The 23,811-nt window shown below is 32.7% G+C and carries 27 protein-coding genes and 8 pseudogenes; 29 read left to right on the forward strand and 6 right to left on the reverse strand.

Going from position 1 to position 23,811, the window contains the following annotated elements; translation table 11 throughout:
- The 5 genes and pseudogenes from U860_RS36075 to cdiI all read left to right on the forward strand — a co-directional run.
- Positions 1-363 (forward strand): annotated as a pseudogene (locus U860_RS36075) (hypothetical protein); the annotation flags it as partial.
- 45 nt (positions 364-408) lie between these two features.
- A complete protein-coding gene (locus tag U860_RS0125675; protein WP_025150767.1) occupies positions 409-753 on the forward strand; it encodes a hypothetical protein in 345 nt (114 codons plus the stop codon).
- A 992-nt stretch (positions 754-1,745) separates the two neighbouring features.
- Positions 1,746-2,141 carry a hypothetical protein gene (locus tag U860_RS0125680; RefSeq protein ID WP_025150768.1) on the forward strand — a complete coding sequence of 132 codons (396 nt, stop codon included), beginning with the start codon at positions 1,746-1,748 and terminating at the stop codon, positions 2,139-2,141.
- Between the two features lie 248 nt (positions 2,142-2,389).
- On the forward strand, positions 2,390-3,058 hold the full coding sequence (locus U860_RS0125685; RefSeq protein WP_240184491.1) for a CdiA family toxin C-terminal domain-containing protein: 669 nt from the start codon (positions 2,390-2,392) through the stop codon (positions 3,056-3,058).
- Between the two features lies 1 nt (position 3,059).
- Positions 3,060-3,446, forward strand: coding sequence for a ribonuclease toxin immunity protein CdiI (gene cdiI / locus U860_RS0125690; RefSeq protein WP_025150770.1), 387 nt, complete (start codon positions 3,060-3,062; stop codon positions 3,444-3,446).
- Positions 3,447-3,504: 58 nt separating this feature from the next.
- On the opposite strand, the pseudogene U860_RS34215 reads toward cdiI, so the two are convergent.
- Positions 3,505-3,594: pseudogene (locus tag U860_RS34215) on the reverse strand (IS3 family transposase); the annotation flags it as partial.
- On the opposite strand from U860_RS34215, the pseudogene U860_RS37055 reads away from it, so the two are divergent.
- The 22 genes and pseudogenes from U860_RS37055 to U860_RS0125805 form a co-directional block, all read left to right on the forward strand.
- Positions 3,588-3,731, forward strand: a pseudogene (locus U860_RS37055) (hypothetical protein); the annotation flags it as partial. The pseudogenes U860_RS34215 and U860_RS37055 sit on opposite strands and share 7 nt — an antisense overlap.
- A complete protein-coding gene (locus U860_RS0125700) occupies positions 3,728-4,378 on the forward strand; it encodes an SMI1/KNR4 family protein (protein WP_025150771.1) in 651 nt (216 codons plus the stop codon). The pseudogene U860_RS37055 and the gene U860_RS0125700, both read left to right, overlap by 4 nt.
- A gap of 293 nt (positions 4,379-4,671) precedes the next feature.
- Positions 4,672-5,346, forward strand: a complete 675-nt coding sequence (locus U860_RS0125705; protein ID WP_025150772.1) for a DNA/RNA non-specific endonuclease — start codon at positions 4,672-4,674, stop codon at positions 5,344-5,346.
- Positions 5,339-5,821: an antitoxin YezG family protein gene (locus U860_RS0125710; protein WP_025150773.1), complete on the forward strand. Its 483-nt coding sequence runs from the start codon at positions 5,339-5,341 to the stop codon at positions 5,819-5,821. Before U860_RS0125705 ends, U860_RS0125710 begins: the two co-directional genes overlap by 8 nt.
- A 222-nt stretch (positions 5,822-6,043) precedes the next feature.
- A pseudogene (locus U860_RS37060) lies at positions 6,044-6,271 on the forward strand (hypothetical protein).
- Positions 6,272-6,300: 29 nt separating this feature from the next.
- Positions 6,301-6,573 (forward strand): annotated as a pseudogene (locus tag U860_RS0125715) (DNA/RNA non-specific endonuclease); the annotation flags it as partial.
- A 4-nt stretch (positions 6,574-6,577) separates the two neighbouring features.
- Positions 6,578-7,069, forward strand: coding sequence for an immunity protein YezG family protein (locus tag U860_RS0125720; RefSeq protein ID WP_025150774.1), 492 nt, complete (start codon positions 6,578-6,580; stop codon positions 7,067-7,069).
- Positions 7,070-7,339: 270 nt separating this feature from the next.
- Entirely contained in the window at positions 7,340-8,050 is a 711-nt protein-coding gene (locus U860_RS0125725; protein ID WP_275887070.1) for a DNA/RNA non-specific endonuclease, read from the forward strand.
- Positions 8,047-8,502: an immunity protein YezG family protein gene (locus U860_RS0125730; RefSeq protein WP_025150776.1), complete on the forward strand. Its 456-nt coding sequence runs from the start codon at positions 8,047-8,049 to the stop codon at positions 8,500-8,502. Before U860_RS0125725 ends, U860_RS0125730 begins: the two co-directional genes overlap by 4 nt.
- Before the next feature lie 487 nt (positions 8,503-8,989).
- The gene (locus U860_RS32005) at positions 8,990-9,343 is read left to right on the forward strand and encodes a type IV secretion protein Rhs (RefSeq protein WP_240184493.1); all 354 of its coding nucleotides are present in this window, start codon (positions 8,990-8,992) and stop codon (positions 9,341-9,343) included.
- Between the two features lie 13 nt (positions 9,344-9,356).
- Positions 9,357-9,833, forward strand: coding sequence for a hypothetical protein (locus U860_RS0125740; RefSeq protein ID WP_025150777.1), 477 nt, complete (start codon positions 9,357-9,359; stop codon positions 9,831-9,833).
- 16 nt (positions 9,834-9,849) lie between these two features.
- Positions 9,850-10,251 (forward strand): Imm48 family immunity protein, encoded by a 402-nt coding sequence (gene imm48 / locus U860_RS0125745; protein ID WP_025150778.1) that lies wholly within the window; start codon positions 9,850-9,852, stop codon positions 10,249-10,251.
- A 912-nt stretch (positions 10,252-11,163) separates the two neighbouring features.
- Entirely contained in the window at positions 11,164-11,634 is a 471-nt protein-coding gene (locus tag U860_RS0125755) for an SMI1/KNR4 family protein (RefSeq protein WP_025150779.1), read from the forward strand.
- Positions 11,635-11,938: 304 nt separating this feature from the next.
- Entirely contained in the window at positions 11,939-12,169 is a 231-nt protein-coding gene (locus U860_RS0125760; RefSeq protein ID WP_025150780.1) for a hypothetical protein, read from the forward strand.
- Complete coding sequence (locus tag U860_RS0125765; RefSeq protein ID WP_025150781.1) at positions 12,160-12,339, forward strand: hypothetical protein; 180 nt, start codon at positions 12,160-12,162, stop codon at positions 12,337-12,339. The genes U860_RS0125760 and U860_RS0125765 overlap by 10 nt, the downstream gene beginning before the upstream one ends.
- Before the next feature lie 15 nt (positions 12,340-12,354).
- Positions 12,355-12,825, forward strand: coding sequence for a hypothetical protein (locus tag U860_RS0125770; protein WP_025150782.1), 471 nt, complete (start codon positions 12,355-12,357; stop codon positions 12,823-12,825).
- Positions 12,826-13,427: 602 nt separating this feature from the next.
- Positions 13,428-14,243: pseudogene (locus U860_RS32010) on the forward strand (DUF3952 domain-containing protein).
- Between the two features lie 101 nt (positions 14,244-14,344).
- Positions 14,345-14,566 (forward strand): hypothetical protein, encoded by a 222-nt coding sequence (locus tag U860_RS0125780; protein ID WP_025150783.1) that lies wholly within the window; start codon positions 14,345-14,347, stop codon positions 14,564-14,566.
- Positions 14,567-14,585: 19 nt separating this feature from the next.
- Complete coding sequence (locus U860_RS0125785; protein ID WP_025150784.1) at positions 14,586-15,068, forward strand: hypothetical protein; 483 nt, start codon at positions 14,586-14,588, stop codon at positions 15,066-15,068.
- 42 nt (positions 15,069-15,110) lie between these two features.
- Positions 15,111-15,926, forward strand: coding sequence for a hypothetical protein (locus U860_RS0125795; protein WP_205206368.1), 816 nt, complete (start codon positions 15,111-15,113; stop codon positions 15,924-15,926).
- Positions 15,927-16,296: 370 nt separating this feature from the next.
- On the forward strand, positions 16,297-16,494 hold the full coding sequence (locus tag U860_RS32495; RefSeq protein WP_025150785.1) for a hypothetical protein: 198 nt from the start codon (positions 16,297-16,299) through the stop codon (positions 16,492-16,494).
- Positions 16,495-16,784: 290 nt separating this feature from the next.
- Complete coding sequence (locus U860_RS0125805) at positions 16,785-17,111, forward strand: hypothetical protein (RefSeq protein ID WP_025150786.1); 327 nt, start codon at positions 16,785-16,787, stop codon at positions 17,109-17,111.
- On the opposite strand, the pseudogene U860_RS34235 reads toward U860_RS0125805, so the two are convergent.
- A pseudogene (locus tag U860_RS34235) lies at positions 17,059-17,342 on the reverse strand (DDE-type integrase/transposase/recombinase); the annotation flags it as partial. The gene U860_RS0125805 and the pseudogene U860_RS34235 overlap by 53 nt on opposite strands.
- A gap of 225 nt (positions 17,343-17,567) precedes the next feature.
- On the opposite strand from U860_RS34235, the gene tnpB reads away from it, so the two are divergent.
- Positions 17,568-18,689 (forward strand): IS200/IS605 family element RNA-guided endonuclease TnpB, encoded by a 1,122-nt coding sequence (gene tnpB / locus U860_RS0125810; protein WP_025150787.1) that lies wholly within the window; start codon positions 17,568-17,570, stop codon positions 18,687-18,689.
- Between the two features lie 189 nt (positions 18,690-18,878).
- On the opposite strand, the gene U860_RS0125815 is transcribed toward tnpB, so the two are convergent.
- The 4 genes and pseudogenes from U860_RS0125815 to U860_RS0125835 all read right to left on the reverse strand — a co-directional run.
- Positions 18,879-19,559 (reverse strand): DUF1266 domain-containing protein, encoded by a 681-nt coding sequence (locus U860_RS0125815; protein ID WP_025150788.1) that lies wholly within the window; start codon positions 19,557-19,559, stop codon positions 18,879-18,881.
- Positions 19,560-19,571: 12 nt separating this feature from the next.
- Positions 19,572-20,870 (reverse strand): J domain-containing protein, encoded by a 1,299-nt coding sequence (locus U860_RS0125820; RefSeq protein ID WP_025150789.1) that lies wholly within the window; start codon positions 20,868-20,870, stop codon positions 19,572-19,574.
- On the reverse strand, positions 20,867-22,570 hold the full coding sequence (locus tag U860_RS0125825) for a molecular chaperone HscC (RefSeq protein ID WP_025150790.1): 1,704 nt from the start codon (positions 22,568-22,570) through the stop codon (positions 20,867-20,869). The genes U860_RS0125820 and U860_RS0125825 overlap by 4 nt, the downstream gene beginning before the upstream one ends.
- A gap of 563 nt (positions 22,571-23,133) precedes the next feature.
- Positions 23,134-23,463: pseudogene (locus tag U860_RS0125835) on the reverse strand (MFS transporter); the annotation flags it as partial.
- 76 nt (positions 23,464-23,539) lie between these two features.
- On the opposite strand from U860_RS0125835, the gene U860_RS0125840 reads away from it, so the two are divergent.
- Entirely contained in the window at positions 23,540-23,791 is a 252-nt protein-coding gene (locus U860_RS0125840) for a hypothetical protein (protein ID WP_025150792.1), read from the forward strand.
- Positions 23,792-23,811: the final 20 nt, after the last annotated feature.

A 23,811-nucleotide genomic window follows, 5' to 3' on the forward strand; every position in this document is an offset into this window, starting at 1 on the left:
GTTGGTAAGTTGGAAGAAGTAACGGCATTCATGAATAAGTTGCCGAACAGTATGAAGAATGTTAGGGGGAAGATTAAAAATATTGAGATCCCGAATTTGTTCCCTGAACCTTTGTTAGCTGGTGTTGGGAATGGAGGAGGAAGAAACGCACTTGGTGGAGAGTTATTTTCTGTTGCTAAGAGTGAAACTAAGGTGCAAGCGCAAAATGCAAACCGGTTATCTGGGGAGAAACTTCCTGCAGAGGGGGTAGGAGAAGCTAATCCAAATATAGTTAGAACTAATATGTTGAAGGAGAAGTATTCACATCTCTCAGCAAGGCACTTTAAATTATGGACAATCATATACTGGTCAAGTATTTTTTAGAAATAATCAACCAATTACAGCATTTCCAATATGAGGGAGATAGATATGGCAAAAGCAAATATTAATATGTTAAGTAGTATATTAAAGTACATTGATATTAACTATATGACTGATGAAGAGAGTAACAGTGTTTATGCACTAGATATCAATGATGAGAAGAACCAAAAATATATTATTCGTAGATTAATAGTTCCAGGTGTGGAATCTGATTATTCTGAAGGAGCCTTTAAGAGGGCTAAAGAAGTTATAGTAATGGGAATCGAAAACATTGAGACTACTATTAAGATATTTCATCAGATGTCATTTCCTTTTGAAAGTGATATAGTAGATAAAAAAGCTTTTCTTGAGATTATATACCAAGAATTATTTGAAGAAGGAGATGATTATTAGAAGATAAGTATAGTGGACCTGGCATATAGCATTTGAGGTATTTCACAACATATAATGGTTGAAGCCTCAAAGTTAAATAAAGACAAAGCAATTTTATTAAGCTAAGTATTAATAGAGAAAAAAGGTTATGATATTAAAGAGTTTTTAAGTAACCTAGTTTTTTAAGCATTCTTTTCAAGGATGCTTTTTAATTTGATTTTTAAAACGAAATGTAATTTCGTATTTTACTAACGTAAATAATATAATTCCACAAAAAAGTGTACCTTCATTTGTTCATAAAGTATGTTACGATCTATATAAGATTTTTCGCATTTATTTTTCTTAAAGCATCTCGACCTCCCACGAGATGCTTTTCCCTTTTTTATGATTTTTGGTGTTAATTCATCCAACGAATAGTAATCATTTCGTATAATTCTAAAAAGTTTGACCATTGCTTGGTATTCCCTTAACATTACCTTATACATATATACGATATAACAAGTAATCGAATCAAAAAACATTAGAAACAACTTAGATGAATTTAAAGATAATTATAAAAAATCTGATGAATATTTAAATTTATCTAACTCAAAGAAAAAAATAATTAACCGGAAATTAGATAAACTAGGATGGGGTAATGTTGCAACAGCAGAAGTTGATATTTCAGGAATAAAAAAAGATTTTTAAAGCACATAGTCAAATACATTCTAGCGATTCATTGGGTTATGCAGATGATTTTTCAATTACTGCGTCAGAATAGGATAGAGTTCTAACGAATTATGTGGACGATGTACACCCAAGGTATAATGACACAGAAGCTAAAATTTTAGAAGATATCGCTTCTAAAATAAAAGACCCCAATATAAAATGGGAGATAAATTTATTCTCTGAACTAGATTGCTGTCAAAGTTGTACTAATTTAATATTTGAATTCAGGGAAAAATCCCCTAATATTAAGGTGAATATTATTACCAATAACACGTTAAAATAATAAAAAGGGAGATTGGATATAAATGAGCAACTCAATAAATTATGAATATATAATTGAAGCAGTTCAATTAGACTTGGATGAATATGTAGATGAAGATGGTTTAACTGTTACTCAAGCGAGTGGGAAAATCATTGAGGAAGACTGGCAAAATATTAATACCAATGATTTTATAAAGTATTCGTATCTTGTTAATCTTGCTTTAGAAGGAATAAAAAGAAAACAACTTCCAGATTTTTTATATGAAAAATTGTCTTATGTTGGAGAGGCTATTTCAAAAATAGAAAACAATGAATCAGAAGAATTAAAAAAAGATTTTAATATATATCAGGATAATTTAAAACAGAAATCGTTTAATATTATTGAGACTAGTGCTAGTCATAAATCAAGAATTGATTATATTTTAAATCAAAAACAATAGTTTATTTTTCTAGATTTTGAGGGAAATATTCTCAAGGTGAAAGGGACAATTCCGAAAGGGATATGTCCTTTTTTGTGTTATCTAGCTGTTTAGAGGGAAGCGTCTAGATAACATTGAACAGAGAAAAAGATTTTAAGATATAAAAGAATTATGCAGACAAACAAATATGAGTGGAAATAACATTAGAGGAAATTTTTTTATGATGAACGTTTTCCGAAATGTCATTCATGAATAAGTTGCCGGATAGTATGAAGAATGTTGGGGAGAAGATTAAAAATATTGAGATCCGGGATTTATCCCCTGAACCTTCGGCAGCTGGCGTTGGGAGTGTAGAGGAAAGAAAAACACTTAGACAGTTATTTTCGGCTTTTAAGAGTGGCACTAAGGGTACGGGTAATCTTAAATTTAAAGAAGGTTACTATGTTGAACATACAACAGGACCAGTTGAAAAGTTTACTGAACGTAATGGTATTAGTGGTGGACATAATTATGATGAGTTTGAAAATTATTTTAATAGTAGCTCTAACAAATATGAGTTGGGACCTGTTGTTAAAAAGGAACATCCAGATATAAATGGAATTTTTGATATAGAATATAAAGTAAAATATGAGAAAATGGATTATACAGGGAAAAATGGGACAGGTGAATACAAAGTAATACCTAATGGAGATAAAGTGTATAAAAAGACAGTGTATGATCTGAAAATTATTTCAAATGATGAAATAATAGCTTTAAGCAAAAAGGCTATGGAAGAAGGTTTAAATAATAAAAGAGAGATTCCATTATTAAAACAAAAAAAGATAAAAATACAAGGACAAGCAGACTATAATGGAAAAAACTTAAAATTTGAAGGTATTATGAATTCAGAAACTGGAGAGATAGAGAATGCTTATCCAGTATTAGATTGGGTGGATTAATATGAGCGTATATGAGGAATTTATTGAAATAATGAAACAGAGAAATTTGAATAAAGAGGCAGTTATTGATGTTTTGAACATATATGTAAATGGACGTAACTTTCTACAACACCTAGAAGATTTTAAAAGTAAAGATGGCGAGCGTCGGGAATATAATGGAGTAATTTATTCAGATGAATATGAACAAGATGATGAGGAGTATTTTGGACAAAATAAAGTTTTATTTTACTCTGGCGATGGTGATGATGACTACGATATTGTGAGTTATGATGAATTGTACCAGTATTTAAGTGCTGCATGTGAATTTTATATAGGAAAAAATCCTGAAAAGAAAGCGATTGCTGAAGAGTTGTTGATGAAAATTAAAGAGAAATATAATATTAAATAAGTAATAGTAAAAGCACTTCTGAATAAATGAAGTGAACCGAAAAAGCTAGACACATATTTTAAGCAGCTAATGAGGAATGCGTTCTGTATTGCACAGGGCTCATTCCTTTTAATTTTGTTTTAATTCGGTCATGCTTATAGTAATGAAGGTTTTAGTACGGATATAATATACGAATTTAATATTAGCTATAAAGAAATGATTGAAGCAGGTGTAGATTTAAAAGTAGCAAAAAAAGTAATGCGAGAAGCATATAGATATTTTGATGGATTAGGAGGATTCAAATGATAAATGTTCAAAAATTGTCGACTTATGAATTATATTCTCCAGTTGATGAAAATGAAATTAAAAAAGTTGAAGAGGAAATGGGATTAATACTCCCTAATGCTTATAAACAATTACTAAAGCATACAAATGGTTTTGTGTCCGATAATGGAATCGTTATATTTGGAGTGGATATAATAGATGAAATGAATAAAACATATGAAGTCCATGAATATGCAAAGGGTTATGTTACTGTAGGAAGTAATGGTGGAGGAAAAATGCTGTTAATGGCTACAAATGAAAACGCAACAGAGTTAGTACAAGTTGATTCGGGGATTATGGATCCGAATTATGCTACCATAGTAAGTGAGAATTTTGTACAGTGGATAAATGACGGAGCGATAGATATTGAATGTGTGGACGAAGAACAGGAAGTATTTAAGGAAAAACTGTGTAATATTATATTGGTAAGTCCACCAGTAGGAGGGGCTATGGATTTAAAGAAGATTCAAGAGGTATTTATCATCAAAAAAGGATTGTTTGACTTATTAAAAGGATTAAAACAATTACCATTCGTGTTAATGAAAGACATACCTGTTGAGTTGGCTTTAAAAAACATAGAACTGTTAGGCGAATTAGGGGATATATTGAAAATATCTAGTACTGATTAACTGATTTTAGGGCTTAAAATAGAGGATATTTGAATTAAGAAACGTTTAATACAATTATTAATTCAAAATAATATTGTTGAAAAATTGCTATTGGTTCCGTGGGTGTCCTCTATAATCAATAAACTAAACCCTTAGAAAATATTATTTGAATTTAGAGCACTTGATTGTCGACTAAAGGCAACAAGTGCTTTTTAATTAATAGGCATGCTATATAATTTTAAAAATTACTTTTATGAATTAAGGCTAATAGAAATTACTAGTATTATATAATTGAAAATAGATTAGCAAAAGGTGTGGACACCGTATCCCCATTCGTTAAAGGCCTAGAAATATTGCCAGATGGAAGTGTAATTAAATCTGGAACGAACTTCAGTGAAAGCGTAAAAGAAGCCCATGATGCCTCTAAGGCGAGTATTCAGAGTAGGATCTCGAATTTGGAGAGTGGTGGAGTTAAGGGTACGGAAAAAAGTCCTGTTAAGGTAGACTATGGAGATCAGTTTACTAAAGAGAAGCGTAAAAAGGTATTAAAGCCAGATGTTGAATATACAAGCAAAGAAGGGTATACGTATACAACAGATAGTGAAGGGCGTGTTGCAAGTTGTGAGGGTAGTCTTCAATTAGGTGATGGTAAGCGAAATAACTATGCTCAGAGAGTAGTGTGTGAAGATGATCGTCTAGTTGATGATGATGGTGGACATTTAATTGCAACTATATTTAAAGGCTCTGGTGACATTGATAATTTAGTTCCAATGAACAGTAACTTAAATAGAGGCGAATGGAAGAAACTAGAGATTGAATGGGCTAACGCTCTTAAAGATGGTGATGAAGTTAGGGTGAAAATAACGCAGAATTATAGTGGAAATTCAAAACGTCCAGACAGTTTTGTTGTTAGATATAAAATTGGTGATGAAGATAGATGGAGATTGAAAAATTTTGATAATGTACCGGGAGGGAAATTAGATGAATGATGTAAAATTAGGTAAGTTATACAATGAAATAGCAGAGATTGTAATTGATACAATTCCAGAGAAGTGGTTTAAGGTATACCTTTATGGTGAGGTTGGGGAAGGTACTCAAGAGTCATATTTTTATTACTACCCTGAAGAGAATAGTACTCCTATTTACAGTCATAATATTTTTGAACTCTTTAATGTCCCAGAAGAAGAATATTTTAAGAAGTGGTATCGTTTGTTAGATTGTATTAAGAGAATGAAGAAAGAGTTTATTGATAATGATCAAGAAGCTTGGACAAATTTCACTATGATTTTTGATAATACAGGAAAGTTTAATATTGACTTTAATTATGATGACCTTTCGGATGAAAATTCCCATGAGAGAATGATTATTTGGGAATATGAACATCTTGGTCTTATGCCTAAAAGTAATTCAGGGAAAAAATACTTAGAAAAGCATCTTAAAAATCTTGAAGATACAAAAAATTGAGTACAATATCATATATGATAAAAGCTTGTAGTGGTTTAACGTAAACATGCATAAGCATATATGAGAAGTGGATAGAAAAAGAAATGAATATTTTGAAGAATACACTCCATGATGGTACAACCATCATGGAGTACTATATGCAATGATAGAATAGAAAAAGAGGTACGAGCTTAGGCGAGATGACATTTTACTGGGTGATGAATATAAACACATGGAATGTATATGAAACTAACGAACTCGTACAAACTCGTAAGTTTTAACGTAGTAGTTGTTATGGCATATAAAAGGTGTCATACTTTCATTATAAAACTTACAAATATAATGTTACTTAAAAACATATGAACTTAAAGCACTTGATTGTCACCTTTGACAACAAGTGCTTTTTTCATAGATATATTAAGAACCGATAAACAAATAAAATATAGATTGTATATACGGATTGATAAATGAAATAAAATAAGTTGTGAATATTATATAGCGGATATTTAATTGCAACTATATTTAGAGGCTCTGGTGATATTGATAATTTAGTCGCCCAAAATAAACAAATTAATCGTTCTGGTGAAGGATGGTATAATATGGAGAAGGAGTGGGCTGATGCTTTAGGTGGAACTCCTCTTAAAAAAGTGTCAGTAAAGATTGAACCAGTATATAGTGGGCAATCATTGAGACCAAATTCGTTCTTTGTGGAATATCAAATTCAAGGGAAGAAACCGATTATACGTGAAATTTTAAATAAAGCAGGAGGTTAATAATATGTCATTTGAAAATGAATTAAATGAACTTTATCCTAAAATTGCTGAAAAGATAAACGAGATGATACCTGCTGAATGGGAAGAATTTTACTTTAATGGTGAGGTGAAGGATGGGGAAGGAGGAGTATACTTTTTCTATACAACCTTAGATGAAAAACAAGAATATAAATATTCACACTATATACCTAGAATGTATAATGTTGATAGAAAAATTTATAATCAACTTCTGCATGAATTATTTGATTTGACAGTTCAATTACAACAAGTATTTATTGATAATCAACAAGGGGCTTGGTTTTCAGTTACAATGATTGGGAATGGTGAAGGGAAATTAAAAGTTCGTTTTAATTATGTCAATTGGAACGACTCAGAGTTTGGACCTTCAGATAGGATTGAATACTTTGAGTACAAATATTTAAAAAGAGAACTAACAGATGAAAATGATAAAGAGTTGATGGAAAGAATGCAAAAATATGAAGAGGAGTATTCTTAATATCAAAAAGCTATAAAAAACTTTTATCACATATCGGGGTACATCGTAGTTTATACGATGAAAAGTTTAATTTTAGTAAATAAACATTTAAGAAATGACTTTGATCTTGTGGCAAAGTCATTTCTTATTTTAATAATTCAATTTTTGTACAGTAGAAGTTAAAGTTAAGAACAAAAAGGCTGGAAAACAGTAGATAAAATAAATTACTGGGATCATGCGATAAAAAGCGGAGTTGCCAAGGTAGTAGACGGTACAACAGGTGGATTCAATATCGCGAAAGATGTCGTTTTAGGTAAATCTCTAGCACCCGTTGATGGGGGCATGGGGCTTCGTCGTGGCACGAGTTGGGAAGCCGTGGTGAAGGCGAGCCATGACGAGTCGAAAGGGATTATTCATAATAAGATTTCTAAGTTGAAAGAGAGTGTTGTTGGTAAAGGTACGGTAAATAGGACAGTAAATGGTACTGCTGGAGCAAGTGGCGTTAAAACATTAGTTAAAACAGGAGAACACTTTACAAACGGAAGAAAAAATAGATTAAAACCTGATATTAGGTATAAAACAGGAGAGTTTGACTATTTTTATGAAACCGATAGTCTTGGAAGAATTGAAAAATTTGAAACAGACAAGTTACAATTAACTGAAAGAGAGAAGAGATTATCACATAGTAAAAATACACTAGGAAAAGTAAAAGGACAAGACCATGCAGGGCATTTAGCAGGTGAGAGATTTGGAGGATCACCTAAAATTGATAATTTGATTTCGCAATTATCTGACGTTAATTTGAAGGAATATAAGAAGATTGAAGAAGAATGGGCTAAAGCTTTGAAATCAGAACCCCCTAAAGAAGTAACAGTTGATGTTGAAATAATTTATTCTGGAAATGATATGCGCCCAGATAAATTTATAGTTAATTACTCTATTGATGGTATGGCGGGCTTCCGAGTTATTAAAAATAATTTAAGGAGTGTAAAAGTAGTATGAGAGAATTTGAAGATAAATTTAGTGATTTGCAAGCAGATATGATATCTATATGTATGGAATATGTTGAAGATAGGGCCGATAAAGTGTATGTTTATGCTTCACGTGAGGCAGGAATTATTTCGGGAGGTTTCTTTTATTGCATTAACAATAAGTATGTAAAACGTCATAAAGTAAATGATGCATTGGAAGATGGAGATGAAAGATACGATGTGTCCACAAAACGACAGTCTATGGTATTGCGTATCATATGTGAAGATATTGAAAAAATTGAAGAATTATGCAAAGAATATGAACGAGACATGCCAACGGAGATGAAATTAATATATGATGTTCATAGTGGCAACTTTAAAGCTAAATATAAGTATGATTTAGTATATACGGATGATGATGTTAAAACAGCTAGCCATATTGCTGATGAGTGGTTTGAGGAAGTGAAAAATAATAACCTTTAAAAGGTTTACAGTAATAGTTATATCTAAGTTGAATGGATAACTCATGGTGGTTGTACCATCATGGAGTACTGTGTGCAATGATAGGATAGAAAAACGAAGTACGAGCTTAGGCGAGATGATATTTTATTGGGCGGCGAATATAAACACATGGAATGAACATGATAGTAATGAACTCGTACAAGCTCGTAAGTTTTAACGTAGTACTTGTAATGACATACAAAAGGTGTCATATTGTTACTATAAAACTTACAAATTTATGCTACTTAAAAACAGATGAACTTAAAGCACTTGATTGTCACTTATGGCAACGAGTGCTTTTTGCGTTGTAGCATGAAAAGTGAAGCGAGCGTTATAATTTTATAAGTACACTAAGGGTACGGGTAATATTGGTAAGGGAGCCAGTGGGGCTAATGAATTCGATGATATCTTAGTTGATTCATACAAAAATCTGAGGAAAAATAAAGAAATTTCAGGTCAAGCACATCATTTGAATCAAGATGCTGCTTTTAGAGACTATATTCCAAGAAATGACGGACTTTCTGTAAAATTGGAAGGAAATATATTTAAAAATATAGATAGCCCCCATTACAATGCTCATAAAAGTTTAGAAGATTTTTGGAATATTTACAGGAAAAATGGAGATCTAGCAGGGCTTAAACCTAATTTAACAGACTATAACAATGCATTGAGAGATTCTTTAATTAATGCAGGGTTATCAGAAGCACAAGTAAACAAAGCAGTTTCAGAAGCGATCAAGCAACAAATAAATGCTGGTCTTTTGGCTGATGATTTCGTACCTAGAATACCGGGGAGAATTAATTTACCAAAACCAAAACCTTGATGGAGGAAGTAAAGTGAGATTAGAAAATGAAGTCGTGAAGTCTTTATGTAGAATTGATTTTTTATCACACACTAGAAAATTAGAAATTGATTTTGAGATAGTACCAACTTTAAAATTGGCTAGTAAAAGTATTAATCAATTAAAGTGGGAGAACCTTTGTTTAGATAGAATAGGAGATGTTACTTCACATTTATCAAAGAATTATAAAGAAATGTATAATGAAAATTGGAATAATTTAGCAATGGATATAAAAAAAGAAATTATTCCCATTGTTGATGAAAAATTGTCTGTTCTGATTAGTGAAGGACAACTTTTAGAAAACATGAAAAGTCAAATTTTATTTGATATAATGAATATCGCACTATATAAAAGTTATTCTTTAGTATGCGAGTCTGAATTTTATAATTGTTTATACAAAATATATATAAATGGTTATATTCCATGTGGGTGGACTGGAGAATATCCTAAAGGAAATATAAAAGTTATATGATAAGGAGTGAAGTTTTTTGGAAGAAAATAAAGATTTCCTTAATGAATGTATGAATATTATAAATACTACTATATATAAGGTTTTTAAAATAGACATCAATGATGAACAAGAAAAGCAAATCTTAGGTGCATACCTTTTTGGAATGTTTAATGGATTAGGACACGAAAAAAATATTAAACCTGTTGACATACAAGGTGCTATGATTCAGATTTTAAACGAAAAACTAAATTATTCTTTAGAGTCTGCTGTTCAATTTAGCCAGTTTCTTATTAATTCCACAGATAAAAATTTCCATCCTACTATGTTTGCTATTATTCATAGAGGATTGGAAGGATATTTCATGTATAAAAATGGTAGAAATGAAGAATTATCACGAGATTTTCATGATATTATTGAAGTTGTTAAAGTAGCAAACTAAATTTGAATTAAGATAGTATGTGCTATTTTACTAGATTCTATGAGCAAAGGAAAAAGATTTTTAAAGAACAAAGTGAAATGGCTAAAGCAAATGATGGGCATGCTAAACTAGAAAGCGGTCGAGATAATTCAAAGCCAATTATTATATTGAAAGTTTCTTGAGAACTTATTCGGAAGCATGTCTTACTAAAGGGAGTCAATAGCATTATCGCTTTTGGCTTTTTGTTATTGTTAAAATGAAAGAGGTACATTTAAGGGAGCAAGTGTACCTAAGATTACATCTAATAGCTTAAATCAAGGAGTCAATGGAGTTAAAATATATACACCTGTTGATTATAAAGGAACAGTGTGAGAAAGAATCTGATAACAATAAAGATTTTAAGGGGATGGGTAATACTAGTATCCTGAAGCTGGTAAGATTTAAAAAGTAGAAAGAAGCCTGGTATCAGAAAAAATTTCTGCTAGTAAGAAGCAGAAGGAAAAAAGATTATCAAATGAGTAAATAAATAAACTTGTAAAGGACAACTTTATTAAAGTAAAATCTAGGACTAGAATCTTTACCACAAAGATTATGCCCAGAAGTAAAGACTTTGCAAAATGGTTTAATGAATTGAACATAGGATTTATTATCCCGGTGGGTACCATGAATAATATTTAGTATCGAGGTATAACAGCTGAAGATATAGCAGAAATGAGAACACTAACGAAAGATGTTGAGTTTGTTAACCTGATTTGGAAGACATGGCTTCGATGGTTCTGGAGAAGCGCATAGAGAACTTCTCAATATTATTGATCCACTCATTTGAACATGGCACATTTAAAAGGAATTTAAGAAACTGAGCATATTATAGGTTAAAAGGTGGGATCGGTTCATTACCAGAGGGGCTTAGATAATTTGAAATGGAGGATTAATATGGAAATAAAAAAAGAATCTATAATTTATCCGTTACCGTCTGATAGTTTAATATTAAGGAAAGAAGAATTTTGGAGAGTTCAACTACCGATAGATTATAAGAATTTCATAAAAGTTAATAATGGTGGTTCCCCAGAAAAGAAATCTTTTGTGTGCAATAACCATAGCTATGCAGTTATTAGGTTTTTATGTATTCTTGAAGCCACAGAAAATATTGAAATAGGTATGTTTGATATTGATGTAACATGGACTCAGCTAGATGAGAGACTTACGGATGATGGAGATTTACTGGGAGTAGCCTTATTACCAATTGCTGTATTATTTGCCGGTGATTTTTTATGTTTAGATTTTAGAGAATCAAGAAATAACCCTAAAGTTTGTGTGTGGGATCATGAGAATTCTGCTGAACTTGAACTAGTAAGTTATCATGTTGCAGATACCTTCGATGAATTTATGGGTATGCTTCACTAATACATCTATCTAGACAAATCACATGATTAAAACTAGCTAAAGGAACTCTAAAAAATGTGTACTATTTGTTATGGAATACAAAACATATCATATTATCAGTATCAAATGATTGTATGCACGAACTTAAAGTGACTAGTGACTTAAAACTTTAGAACAACATATAAACTGAAAGCACTTGATTGTCTACTTGAGGCAACAAGTGCTTTTTAATTAATAGGCATGCTATAAAGTTATAAAAAATATAAGGCTAACACAAATTACTAGTATTATATAATTGAAAATACATTAATACCTTGAGAATGAATTGAACCATGGTAAATTTGGGGAGCTTCCAGAAGTAAAGGGTGACAACATTACAGGACATCATATGCCATCTAATAAATATATGAATGATAAATATGGTATTGAGACAGATGAAAGTTATGCTATCAACTTAGAGCATCCACACCCGAGAAGGGGGGAAGACATAGACGGACTTTTACTTATGGGTTGGGTTCAAGAACAAGACCAGAAGATTTTAAACATATGTCTTTGAAATCACGAGATGCTTTAGCGTTTGATGTAAATGATTTACGAGGGATATTAAAAGAAGACGGCTTATACAATAAAGACTCGAGGGAAAGAATCGGAGAGTATTTTGAATACTATAAAAACTATCGTAAGAATGATCAAGAGGATGGTTTGAAAATTTTTAAGAAACCTTAATTATGGAGGGAAATAATGTCTTTAGAGAATATGATATCAAATTTAAAAAAGATGCGTTTTTTGGATCATGAAGAGGATAGTATAGAAGTATTAGAAGAAATTTTAAATGAAATATCACAAACTGCTGATAATACAGTAATCGGTGATTTGTGTAGTGTTTTTCATGATGAAATAGATGAACCTTCAATTATTGGTGATTTAATTGAAACTATTTTTTATATTATTGAACGGAATGGAATTGAAGAGGGGTTATATGAATTAATTGAAGGAATGAGTTACATTTTACCACAGGCTAGATATTGTGCTAAAAGGCTTTATAGAAGTCTTTTAGCTACAGATGATTTAATTGTTCCATTTATTAATATTTTGAGAAAGGTTACACCTTCTCAAAAAGCAGAAGTAATCAATATTTTGAAAGAAATAAGTGATAAACAACCAAAACAATATTTAGAAAAAGTCAATTTTATTTTTAAGGGAGTTATTTGATAAGCCATTTTGGATAGTTAGAGAAGTAGCTGAATAAAAATATGGATTTACCAAAGATGATTTTAGGTATACCAGGGAATTGGATAAATAGAAATGATTGTGAACTACTCACCACTTAGCAAAGCTTAAAGTGGTGAGCTTCTCAGTTCCACGACGAAAGTAACCTTTCGTCTCCCTGAGCGTTACTTCGGGGTGTTCCACCCCTAGATGTCCAACGCTTGGATGCTCTCTTGGTACGGTTGATATTTTACGCAGGAACCGAATGGCTTGGTTTTCGCACTCTATTTTCTTCCTGCAACCTCATATATCAAGTTATCAAAGAACTTCATATAGCTAGTTTATCAAAAGTTTTTGGCTATGCCAAACCGAAATTCATATCCCACCTAACGTTGGGCTAGCGCCCTTCACACGATTGAGGAAGGAGAATTCTTTCGGTAAATTCGTTAAAAATACTGTTTGAAAATTATGAAGGAGCTAGGCTTGACTATGATGGAACGATGTTTAAAGTAACGAACCAGCTTTAGGAAAAGATGAAGTATACTATTATGTAAAAGGAAGCATAATCAAACTAAAAATGCAAGAGTAACGAACGAGGTGACGGTATGAAGAAAAAGAAAGTTAAGGGGATGATTATTATGACGATAGTCGCGTCTTTATTAGGTGGATGTAGTTTAGGAGAAACGAAGATTGACTATGAACCATTTGTAAAGGCTTTAGATGAAGGGGATATGAAGAGGGTAATGTCTGCGAGTGATGATGGATATGCACATGTGACACAAAGAGGTATATACAGTATGTACGAGCAAAAAGAAGATGGGGAGCACAGTAAAACAATCCGTCAAACTACGGAAGGTGTATATAATACGAAAGATAAAAGTTTATATGGCGATACAACACAAGAAATTGCTACTGATGTAGATAAAAAAAATGAAAAAAAGACAAATGAAAATTATAAAAATGAAACCATTTATAGTACAAATATTATGTATAAAAATGGGTAGGTACAAAGTGATTCCAATCTTGATGTTTCTTACGTTAACTTAATTGTGGATCGTTTAAAAGGAATAGGGAAATTAAAAATGAAGTCAGGTGATGACACAAAAAAATTTGATCAGCCTAAAACAGTTGGATATAGCTTAACTGAATCAGAATTTCAAAATATTATTAATGACAAGCTAAAAATACAATATGAAGAATATGGTGGGGCGACAATTGTGCTTCATCTTGACTCCGCAAATGGTCCAATGCAGATATTGGAAGTAAGTATTGTTATGAATTATACGAAGAGGAATGATGAAGGAAAGTTAATAGAATATCTATCGCAGATACACACATATTTTGAGAGCAAAAAAAGTAATAATCAAGATGCAAAAAAAGAATATGTAGATTATAAAGCACGGTACAAAAATAATAAATAATTGGGAAAGTAGATCATGGAGTAAATGGTGTATCAACACCAATTGGTGCGCCAGATAAGTTTTATGGGGCTATTGAATATATAGAAAATGATCCATCAAAGTTGACGATCCCAAGGTGGGAAGCTAATGGCGATAATTATCCATTTACTGCAAGAGGGTTTACAGGAAGTAAGAATATTGCATTACCAGAATTTTCATATGAAAGGGGTTATGCAAGAGCTTTCCAAGATGGAGATATATTGAATATTATAGATTCAGAAACTGGCAATGTAGCAACAAAATTTGAATTTAATAAAAAAATCGGATGGGTTATGACTGACTAGGAAGGAAGTATAATAAAGTATGAGTGACTACGCTATTTATAAAAATAATTTGTATAGAATAGATGTATCGGATAATAACCTAGAGCTTATAAGTAATTCAAATGAATCCATAAAATATGGATTTAAAGAATTAAAATTTGAACAAGGATTCGTTTCAAAAGTAATATATATAAAAGAGGTTGATATTAATGAAGTAGAGATGGCTTATAAATTGAAATACAAAGTAATATATAAGGAAAAAGAATTTGTTCCATGGGCAATAGGTAAGTTTATACTAGAAATAAATAAAATTACGCTAGGTACAAGTGATGAAAAAGAAGCTAGAAATTATGGATTTGAAAAGATGGAACAATTTGTTTTTAAAAAAGAGGTTCCAATAGAGGAAGTAGATGCTTTAATAGAAATTAAGGATCCTATTTTGAAATTTCAAAATATGGATGAAAAGGTCACTAGAATCGAACAAAAGGATATAAGAAGTTATTTAAAGAACCTTTTAGAATAGATTATATTTAATTATATTGTATTAAAAGGAGAAAAAATGAAAATGAGTAGTGTATCTATACAAGAAAAAATAAATGAATTAAATAGAATAGAAAAAAGCTCAGAACATTATTTAAATAAATATAATGAAATTTTAAGATCTATAGTCAGTTTAAAAGAAATATACACTGTAGTTAGTAGAAATACAACAGATGAAGAAGTTAAAGATAATAAAGGGAAAATATTCTTTGGATTAAATAATAACATGCCTACAATGTGGCTTTTTTCAGAAGAAAAAATAGCAAAGGAATATGCAGAGTATTACCAATTTAAGAGAAATGACATATATTTAGTAAAAAAAGTTGAATTCCAAGAGTTACTAATAAGTTCTTATTATGCAATGTTCTCTGGTATATACCAAGTCATTATTGATGAAGGAAGAGATTTCATAATCTGCAACATATATGATTTGGTAAATGAATGTTTTGTAAAACAAGGTCAACCTCCAGTATTAGCTAAAAGTGAATATGCAATTATGAATGTATTAAATAGTGTAAGATTCTGCGATGATAAGTTGTGGATTGTTCCAAGTAAGGATACAATAGGTGAAGAAATAATACTAAATAAATTTGTCCCAGTGGTAGAAAAAGATTATATTAAAGTTTTTATTGGTGAAAAAGATTGCAAAAAGTATTCTAAAGAGCAAGGAAATACAAATGAAATTGCAATAGATATGAATATGAGTAGCTTGCAAAATATAATAAAAGTAACTATTGATAATAATATAAAAAATGTGAGGTTTTTAATTAATGATAGTGAAGTTAAGATGAGTACTACTAAATTATACAATATATTACAACGAATGCACGGAGCAGAGTAGTAGATAAAATTAAAGGTAATTTTAAGTTAATGAAATTAAAAAGTTTTAAAATATTCTGCCATTTAAATGATTTTTGCTCTAAATGAAAGATGTAATGAAAAGAAAAAATAATTATATATTATAGCTAAGAATAGAACCAATGTTTCTAATGGAAGAAGCATTGGTTCTATTTTTATGTGAAAGAAATTGAGATGAGTAATAACAATGTGTTTGAATGTAGCAAGAAAAATAGATACGATATATACCAACATAAAAAATAACTGCAGAAAATCTAGATCCCAAGCTGCGGCCAGTAGTAGCTTAGGATGTACCTGTAGAACATAACTAGTGGCTTGAGCAGAAAACGGCAGCGTTTTTTGATGGGTTGAATTTGAAGAGTGGTGCTAAATATACTCATAGTATGATAGAGAATCCTGGGCCTTTAGCTGAAATGAGGGGAAATCCAGTATCAAACTTTCTAGCAGGCAAATATAATGTGAAAATTTTGGATAAAGATACAACTTTATATCGTTCAGGCAAAAAAGGAGGATTAACAATTCCGGGAGAAGAACAAAATGCGCTTGGATAGTGGTTTACAAGAGAACTAGCAGAATCAGTTGCAAAAGTACGGATAGATTCTACGATTAAAGCTCAATGGATAGATCCTAAAACAGGTGTACTGACAGGTACTTCGCCAATAGAATCAACATACGCAATAAAAATTCCTAAAGGAACTACAATATATGAACGGCCGGTTGGATATCAAGGAGTTCATTACCTTGGTGTAGAAAATTGTAATCAAATTTTTATTTCGGAACCATGGAAGATTAATGGGGTAGAGCCTTTAAGTGAAACACCAATAAAATAGGAGGTATGATAGTGAGTTCAAGTAAGCTAGTAATAGATAAATTAGAAAAACTTTTTAGTGAATTGGGTGTAATATTAGAGGGAAATAAGAAAGGTGATATAGATTATCAGATATCTGAAGTTAGATATGTAATTAATATTTTAAATGAATGCCAAAATAATAATTATATAGACTTTGATGATGTTATAAATGAAATAAAATTAATTTATAATAATCTATATCCACCAAGAGGAGGATTATCTGATTTCTTTATATGGAAGGCAGATTTTAATGAATGTGTTAAAGCTAATGAGCCTTTAGGGAGAATTGGGGATGAATTGTGGGAAATGTTAAAGTAATTAATTGTAAAGGAATAGAAAATAATTGGTTCTGTTGCAAACTTCGTTTTCGTTTATATAGAGTATGAACGGTTTCAATACCTTTCAAGGTACGTGAAGCATGACGAAGGCTTTGAATCCTGTGGATTTGGCAAAACGCCTTTTTACATGTCTATGGTCTTGTTCAATGGGATTGTTCAAATGTTTGACTGTACAATGAGTTGTACGTCTATAAAAACCTTGTTCTTTTAATCAATGTAATCTCTTCTTCCTGCAAGAATCATTTTTTTATCATTTTAGCCAAGAAGACTCCTTCCTCAAGGAACGCGAAGTGAGTAGGTGGGAGATGAATTGGCTTCGGACAAGGGATGGCAGGAAGCCATCTTAATTGTTCGACATACATAAAGTGTTACTTCACTACCTACCGAATATATGTTTGTTGTATAATAGAAGCATATCGAAATGGAGGTGAAATGAATGATAATCAATAAAGCATATAAATTTCGTATCTATCCAAATAAAGCACAAGCGACCCTAATCAATAAAACGATTGGTTGTTCTCGTTTTGTGTTCAATCACTTCCTATCTCTATGGGATCATGCATACAAAGAAACAGGAAAAGGTTTGACATATGGTACATGCTCTGCCAAACTTCCTGCCATGAAGAAAGAATTTGTTTGGCTAAAAGAAGTGGATAGTATTGCGATTCAGTCGTCTGTTCGCAACCTCGCGGATGCTTATACACGCTTTTTCAAAAAACAAAACAGTGCCCCACGTTTCAAATCTAAGAAAAACAACGTACAATCTTACACCACAAAACAAACAAATGAAAACATTGCCGTCGTAGGAAACAAAATGAAATTGCCAAAACTAGGTCTTGTTCGATTTGCCAAAAGTCGTGAAGTAAAGGGACGTATTTTAAATGCTACAGTTAGACGGAACCCTTCTGGTAGATACTTTGTGTCATTGTTAGTTGAAACAGAAGTGCAAGAACTTCCGAAAACAAATTCTTACATTGGAATAGATGTGGGACTAAAAGATTTCGCCATTTTGTCAGATGGAACACCCTATGAAAACCCGAAGTTTTTTCGATCGTTAGAAGAGAAGTTGGCAAAAGCACAGCGTGTTCTTTCTAGAAGAATGAAAGGATCTTCTCGCTGGAATAAACAACGAGTAAAAGTAGCTAGAATTCATGAATACATAGCAAATGCTAGAAAAGATTACTTGGACAAAATCTCAACTGAAATCATCAAAAACCACGATGTTATTGGTATAGAGGATTTGCAAGTATCGAATATGTTAAAGAATCATAAGTTAGCAAAAGCGATTAGTGAGGTATCATGGTCACAGTTTCGAACTATGTTGGAATATAAAGCAAAGTGGTATGGCAAACAAGTCATTGTCGTATCGAAAACATTTGCTTCAAGCCAATTATGTTCTTGTTGTGGATATCAAAACAAAGACGTTAAAAATCTAAACCTACGTAAATGGGATTGCCCTTCTTGTAGTACACATCATGATAGGGATATTAACGCAAGTATCAATCTAAAGAATGAAGCGATAAGGCTTCTAACCGCAAGGACTGCGGAGATAGCCTAATAAATTAGAGTTCGACAGAACTCTTTACTTAGGAATCCCCCACTTCTAAACGAAGTGAAAGTGGGGGTAGTTCAAGTTATTAGAAGTGGATTCTCTTAAGTTTATCAAATACCTCATATGTAAATAAAATCCCAGGAAAACATAGTTCCTGGGATTTTTTATTAATTTGGTTAAGAAGCATAGCATGATTTAACTTAAATCTTTAAGTAGATTATTTTCCCATGGAACAACACTCAATAGAGTTTTTTTATAATCAAACAAGTGCGATACGTAATTAATATTATACTTATCTTTATTTATGAATTCTATATCATTTGCGTTAAAGTGGCTGCCGATACGAAAGGCGTTAAAATACTCGTGCCAATCTGAATAAGAATGTTGTGAAAGTTGTGCAGCCTGTATCATAAAGTCCTTTGCTTCCCGTTTTGATAAATAACCGAGTCTTCTACCGACCCGACATAAACAGATACACCATGCATAATCAAACGCTGCAATTCCGGAATCCGTCAAAATATGTAATCCGTAATTAGCGATATAAAGTTTTTCATAGTCAGGATGGTCTTTCGATAATTGCTTTCGCGCTGCCTCGGAAAGAGGAGTCAATTGATGGCGTATACGATTAAATTCCTGCCGTGTTCCTTCTTCTAAAAACCAAATGATTTTCTCTTTTAACTCCTTTGAATTTTCAATCTTCCATGCCCATAACACGTTCTTCAAAAAACGTTTCCCAATAAAGCGGTCTCTGATAAGGGTGAATTCATATCGGGTAAAGTAGTTTGTAAGATAAAAACAATTCAAAGAAACGGAAGACAGACAGCGGAAATATAGTTCGAGCTGTTTCTCTCGTTTTCTTTTATATAAAACAGGCATTCTGTCTCCTCCTTATGCTAATGTTTTAAGCCTAACGAATTTCCATGCTTCCCAAATAAGTGGGAGTAGGAGAAGTAATGCATATTTAGATGGTAGTGGGGTCAAAACAATAAGAATCATAAAGATCAAATAAACCCAGGTGCGGCTAATAAATAGAAATAAAAGGTATAGCGCATAGCCGATAATAAACTTCGTATTTATTTCTTGTTTCTGCCTCTTTTCTGGAATTTCAGTGTGAATTCGAACACTATATGAAAAAAATTCTGCACGCTCTGGATAATGTTTTACCACATCCAACACCCTAGTGGTTGCAGTTTCTATATCACCTGATTCGAACGAATACTTCACTATTAAGAACTGTGCGTCCATATGCTCCGGCTCAATCGAAAGTAGATGCTCACAGTCCTTGATAGCATCTGCAAATTGCCCGCGGTCATAGTAAATCTGGGCCCGATAAAGTAAACCACCTGGGTCATCCGGGCAAATGACAAGTATGTCATTGAATGATTGTAACGCACGTTCTTTACTTTCTATGCGCAAATAATAAATGCCCTGCATGCGTAAAAGTTCCGGATCTTCTTGATAAAGCTCGTATGCAAAATCGAGTGCACTTTTTGCCGCTTCTAAGTTATTATCCATAAGTGTGAGCTGGACTTCTTCACGTAAATGAAAATACGCTTCAAAATCTAAATCATCACTTTTCTTGAAAATATCATAACGCATTTCCTTCTCGCCACTCATTCTCTCTAGCAAAAATTGTACCGTTTCTTCACCGTATTCAAACTCTAACTCCTCTTTTTGCTCACTAAAGCGAAATACATTGTCGAGAAGTTCCCAAATCGAGCGGGGGAAATGGTAATGATATTGTAAAAATTCTATTAATCTATCTTGAATCACTGCCGCATGTTCTACGTCCCATATCACATCGGAACTTAATAAGTCTTCCCAATTTTTCAGCTCGATTCGTGCGAAGTAATCGTTATACAGCGTCTCGATTTTTTCCGTAAATGCGTGAACGGGATGTTCTGAAACGAGAGTAGCGGTAAGTTCAGCATCACCATCCATCCATGTAGGAGATACAGGATGGATATAGGAATTCCCTTCGTTTTCATCTGTTTTTTCTAGTTGAGAGGGAGGTGCGGTCTTCATTTGTTTTGCGCTTTTTATCGCTTTATCAAATGCTTCTCTCAGTCTCTGATATCCTTCCGGATCGTCTTCGGGATGATAAATCTTTAGAAGTTTTGCATAAGCCTTCTTAATAGCTGCAATATTATCGGTAGGCTCAATTTCTAACGTTTCCCAAATGCTCATGAATGACTGACCCACCTTTCAATATTCTCTAAATGCTCTTTTAATATATGAGCAGCTTCTTTCACTTTTTTATCATTTTGCGTTGTGAGTGCATTTTCAAATTGCTGTAACAAGATAGCGACTTTCTGGCGTTCGTCACCGAGTAATTCTTCATAGAGCCGTTCGCCTTTTGCGAGCAGCAATCGGTTTTCGGACCGGTCTCGTGGATGAATTTTAATTTCCTTCAATTCTAGTAGTCTAGCTTCAATTTCTTTTTCTGTAAGATTTCCGGCATTTTGTTGGATAATTGCTCTTTTTTTCTCTCCAGTCGTTGTACTTATTACCTCGACTTCGAGAATGCCATTTATGTCATATGTATAACGAATGTCAATCGCCTCTTGTCCAGCAGGAGCAGGAGGGACTTTAATTTTAAGTTCGCCAAGTTTTAAGTTATTTTTAACCAAGCGGTTTTCTCCTTGATAAACATCGACAAGTATGGAGTGTTGTCTATCATTGACAGTATAAAGTCGTTCCACTCGACTTACAGGAATCGGTGTATTTCGTTCAATAATCGGGAAGAAGTATCCGGATTCTTGTTGTCCATTTCCTAATGCTTGAACAACATTAGTTCCTAATGTATATGGACAAACATCCGTTAAGATAACTTCTTCAAGTGCTTTGTTTCGTTCTTTTAAAGCAACTTGAATCGCAGCACCTAAAGCAACCGTTTCATCAGGATTAATATTTGCATGAGGCATGCGTCCGAACATTTTAGAAATGACGGATTTGATAAGCGGCATCCTTGTCGCCCCGCCGATTAGAATGACAGCATCTAAATCCTTAGGGTTTAGCGACGCATCGCGAAGTGCGCGTTCAATCGGATAGCGAAGCCGTAAGAGAAGCGGGGTTACTAATTTTTCAAATTCACTTCTGTTAATGCGAGTTTCATACGTCTCATTATGAATAACGACTTTCATAATCGCGGCAGGCTCATTACATAATGTAAGTTTGCAACGTTCTGCTTGTGCATAAATTAAAGATAGCGTTTTTGAGTCAAGGGAATCGGATTCGAGTTGGTGTGACTCTAAAAAAAAGGACATGAGACCGTTTGTGAAGTCTTCGCCTCCAAGATAATTATCGCCGGCGATCGATTTAACATCCATCACTCCTTCAAATAATTCCAAAATGGACACGTCAAATGTTCCGCCGCCTAAATCAAATACAAGAAATTTTGTCTCTGCCGCTTCCTGATACAGTCCGTAAGCGATAGCAGCTGCCGTTGGCTCACTAATGAGACGTTCAACTTTTAATCCAGCAATTTCAGCAGCTCGTTTTGTCGCTTTGCGCTGAGCATCGTTGAAATAAGCAGGTACGCTAATGACAGCACCAGTAACCGCTTCGTTTAAATAAGCTTCTGCATCTTGTTTTAAAGATTGAATGATAAAAGATGAAAGTTCTTCTGAAGAAAATGTATACATGCCTAACTCGTATTTTTTCTCTGTTCCTATAAATCGCTTAAACGTTGATGCTGTAACGTGCGGATGGGTAATCAGCCGTTCTTTGGCGATGCGTCCGACTAGAACTTCACCGCTCTCGTCAACGCTGATGACAGATGGTGTAAGATATTCGCCAAATGCATTTGGGATAAGGGCTGCACCATGATCCGTCCAATAGGCTACTAAACTATTCGTTGTTCCTAGGTCAATTCCAATCGTTACCATAATAATCTCCTCTCGTTTTTTCTCCATCATACTATATATTATTATAATAACATATAGTATGATGGAGAAAAATGGAATCGTAGGGTTTTATTCCTTGAAGGAAAGGGGGAGAAACAGATAGTTTAGTAGTATTGAGCTTGTTATAAGTAAAGAGGTATAAATTTATCAGAATGTTTTTACAAACATGGTGAAATTTTATGTAAAGGGTGGTAAAGAGGCCAGATGATAATTGGAATTATATGTTTGATTTTAGGAATAGCGTTAATTTGGATGAGTGGAGGGGGACTTTTATTATTGGTGCCTGGCATTCTGTTTACAGTGGCGGGCGGTGTTATATGTGTGATTTTTAGACGGTTAGAAAAAGAGAGAAGAAGATTAAGTAAGAATGGTTAGAAGTTACATATTGTATAGTTTGTACTTACATAATTAGGCGGAAGCATCAAGTCTAAAGCATCTCTTATATTTTATAAATTATAAAAAAGAACCCTAAACTTCTCGTTTTAGGGTTCTAATTATGAAAGAATCGTTATTCTATATGACTAGTTAACAAATAGACAATATATCTATTTTGTCGCTTCTCGTCCTTCTAATATTCCGTATAGAGATAAACTGAAAAGGGCAATGAGTACGAGGATGAATAGGGTATTGCTAAACATGGAAACGTCCGCATTGTTTGCAATTCCTAGGAAGCTTTGGCGCATTGCGGAATGGTCCATCATTGCTGCTGTAAAGGCAATACCGATTGACATCCCGACATTGAGTGTTAAATTATAAAACCCGATTGCTGTTCCTGTTTTTTCTTTCTCGATTGTACAAATGCAAGAATCAAGTAATGGTGCATACATGAATGCAAATGAACTAGAGAATAGAACCATAGATATGACGAATACAATAGAAATTACCAATGTCCATTGTATATTTGGAGGAATTTGGATTTATAAAAAAAATTAAATAAGTAGGAGGTTTAGAATGAATGTTAGTGAGTTAAAAACTAGATTGGATGAATTAGGAATAGAAGAACATGAATACAACTTAGGTGATAAATCTATTGGTGAATTGGAATTAGGTATATTAAAAGAAGAAAAAGTATGGAAAGTATATCAATCGTTAGAGAGAGGTGGAATGAATGTTATAGATACTTTTGAAAATGAAAATGATGCTTGTGAATTGATATTAAAATATTTGATAATGCGAAAGAATCGAAGAGAGAGAAGAAAATAATGTTTTTCTCCTGAAAAATA

This window comes from Bacillus sp. H1a, assembly GCF_000633475.1.
GTDB classification, from domain to species: Bacteria; Bacillota; Bacilli; order Bacillales; family Bacillaceae_G; genus Bacillus_A; species Bacillus_A paramycoides.

Coding starts and splice junctions, on each gene's coding strand:
- U860_RS0125770 (WP_025150782.1), top strand. CDS start 12,355: ATGTCTTTAGAGAATATGATATCAAATTTAAAAAAGATGCGTTTTTTG.
- tnpB (WP_025150787.1), top strand. CDS start 17,568: ATGATAATCAATAAAGCATATAAATTTCGTATCTATCCAAATAAAGCA.
- U860_RS0125820 (WP_025150789.1), bottom strand. CDS start 20,870: ATGAGCATTTGGGAAACGTTAGAAATTGAGCCTACCGATAATATTGCA.
- U860_RS0125785 (WP_025150784.1), top strand. CDS start 14,586: ATGAGTGACTACGCTATTTATAAAAATAATTTGTATAGAATAGATGTA.
- U860_RS0125680 (WP_025150768.1), top strand. CDS start 1,746: ATGAGCAACTCAATAAATTATGAATATATAATTGAAGCAGTTCAATTA.
- U860_RS0125675 (WP_025150767.1), top strand. CDS start 409: ATGGCAAAAGCAAATATTAATATGTTAAGTAGTATATTAAAGTACATT.
- U860_RS0125710 (WP_025150773.1), top strand. CDS start 5,339: ATGAATGATGTAAAATTAGGTAAGTTATACAATGAAATAGCAGAGATT.
- U860_RS0125815 (WP_025150788.1), bottom strand. CDS start 19,559: ATGCCTGTTTTATATAAAAGAAAACGAGAGAAACAGCTCGAACTATAT.
- U860_RS0125700 (WP_025150771.1), top strand. CDS start 3,728: ATGATAAATGTTCAAAAATTGTCGACTTATGAATTATATTCTCCAGTT.
- cdiI (WP_025150770.1), top strand. CDS start 3,060: ATGAGCGTATATGAGGAATTTATTGAAATAATGAAACAGAGAAATTTG.
- U860_RS0125720 (WP_025150774.1), top strand. CDS start 6,578: ATGTCATTTGAAAATGAATTAAATGAACTTTATCCTAAAATTGCTGAA.
- U860_RS0125755 (WP_025150779.1), top strand. CDS start 11,164: ATGGAAATAAAAAAAGAATCTATAATTTATCCGTTACCGTCTGATAGT.
- U860_RS0125730 (WP_025150776.1), top strand. CDS start 8,047: ATGAGAGAATTTGAAGATAAATTTAGTGATTTGCAAGCAGATATGATA.
- U860_RS0125685 (WP_240184491.1), top strand. CDS start 2,390: ATGAAGAATGTTGGGGAGAAGATTAAAAATATTGAGATCCGGGATTTA.
- U860_RS0125765 (WP_025150781.1), top strand. CDS start 12,160: ATGTCTTTGAAATCACGAGATGCTTTAGCGTTTGATGTAAATGATTTA.
- U860_RS0125840 (WP_025150792.1), top strand. CDS start 23,540: ATGAATGTTAGTGAGTTAAAAACTAGATTGGATGAATTAGGAATAGAA.
- U860_RS0125825 (WP_025150790.1), bottom strand. CDS start 22,570: ATGGTAACGATTGGAATTGACCTAGGAACAACGAATAGTTTAGTAGCC.
- U860_RS0125795 (WP_205206368.1), top strand. CDS start 15,111: ATGAGTAGTGTATCTATACAAGAAAAAATAAATGAATTAAATAGAATA.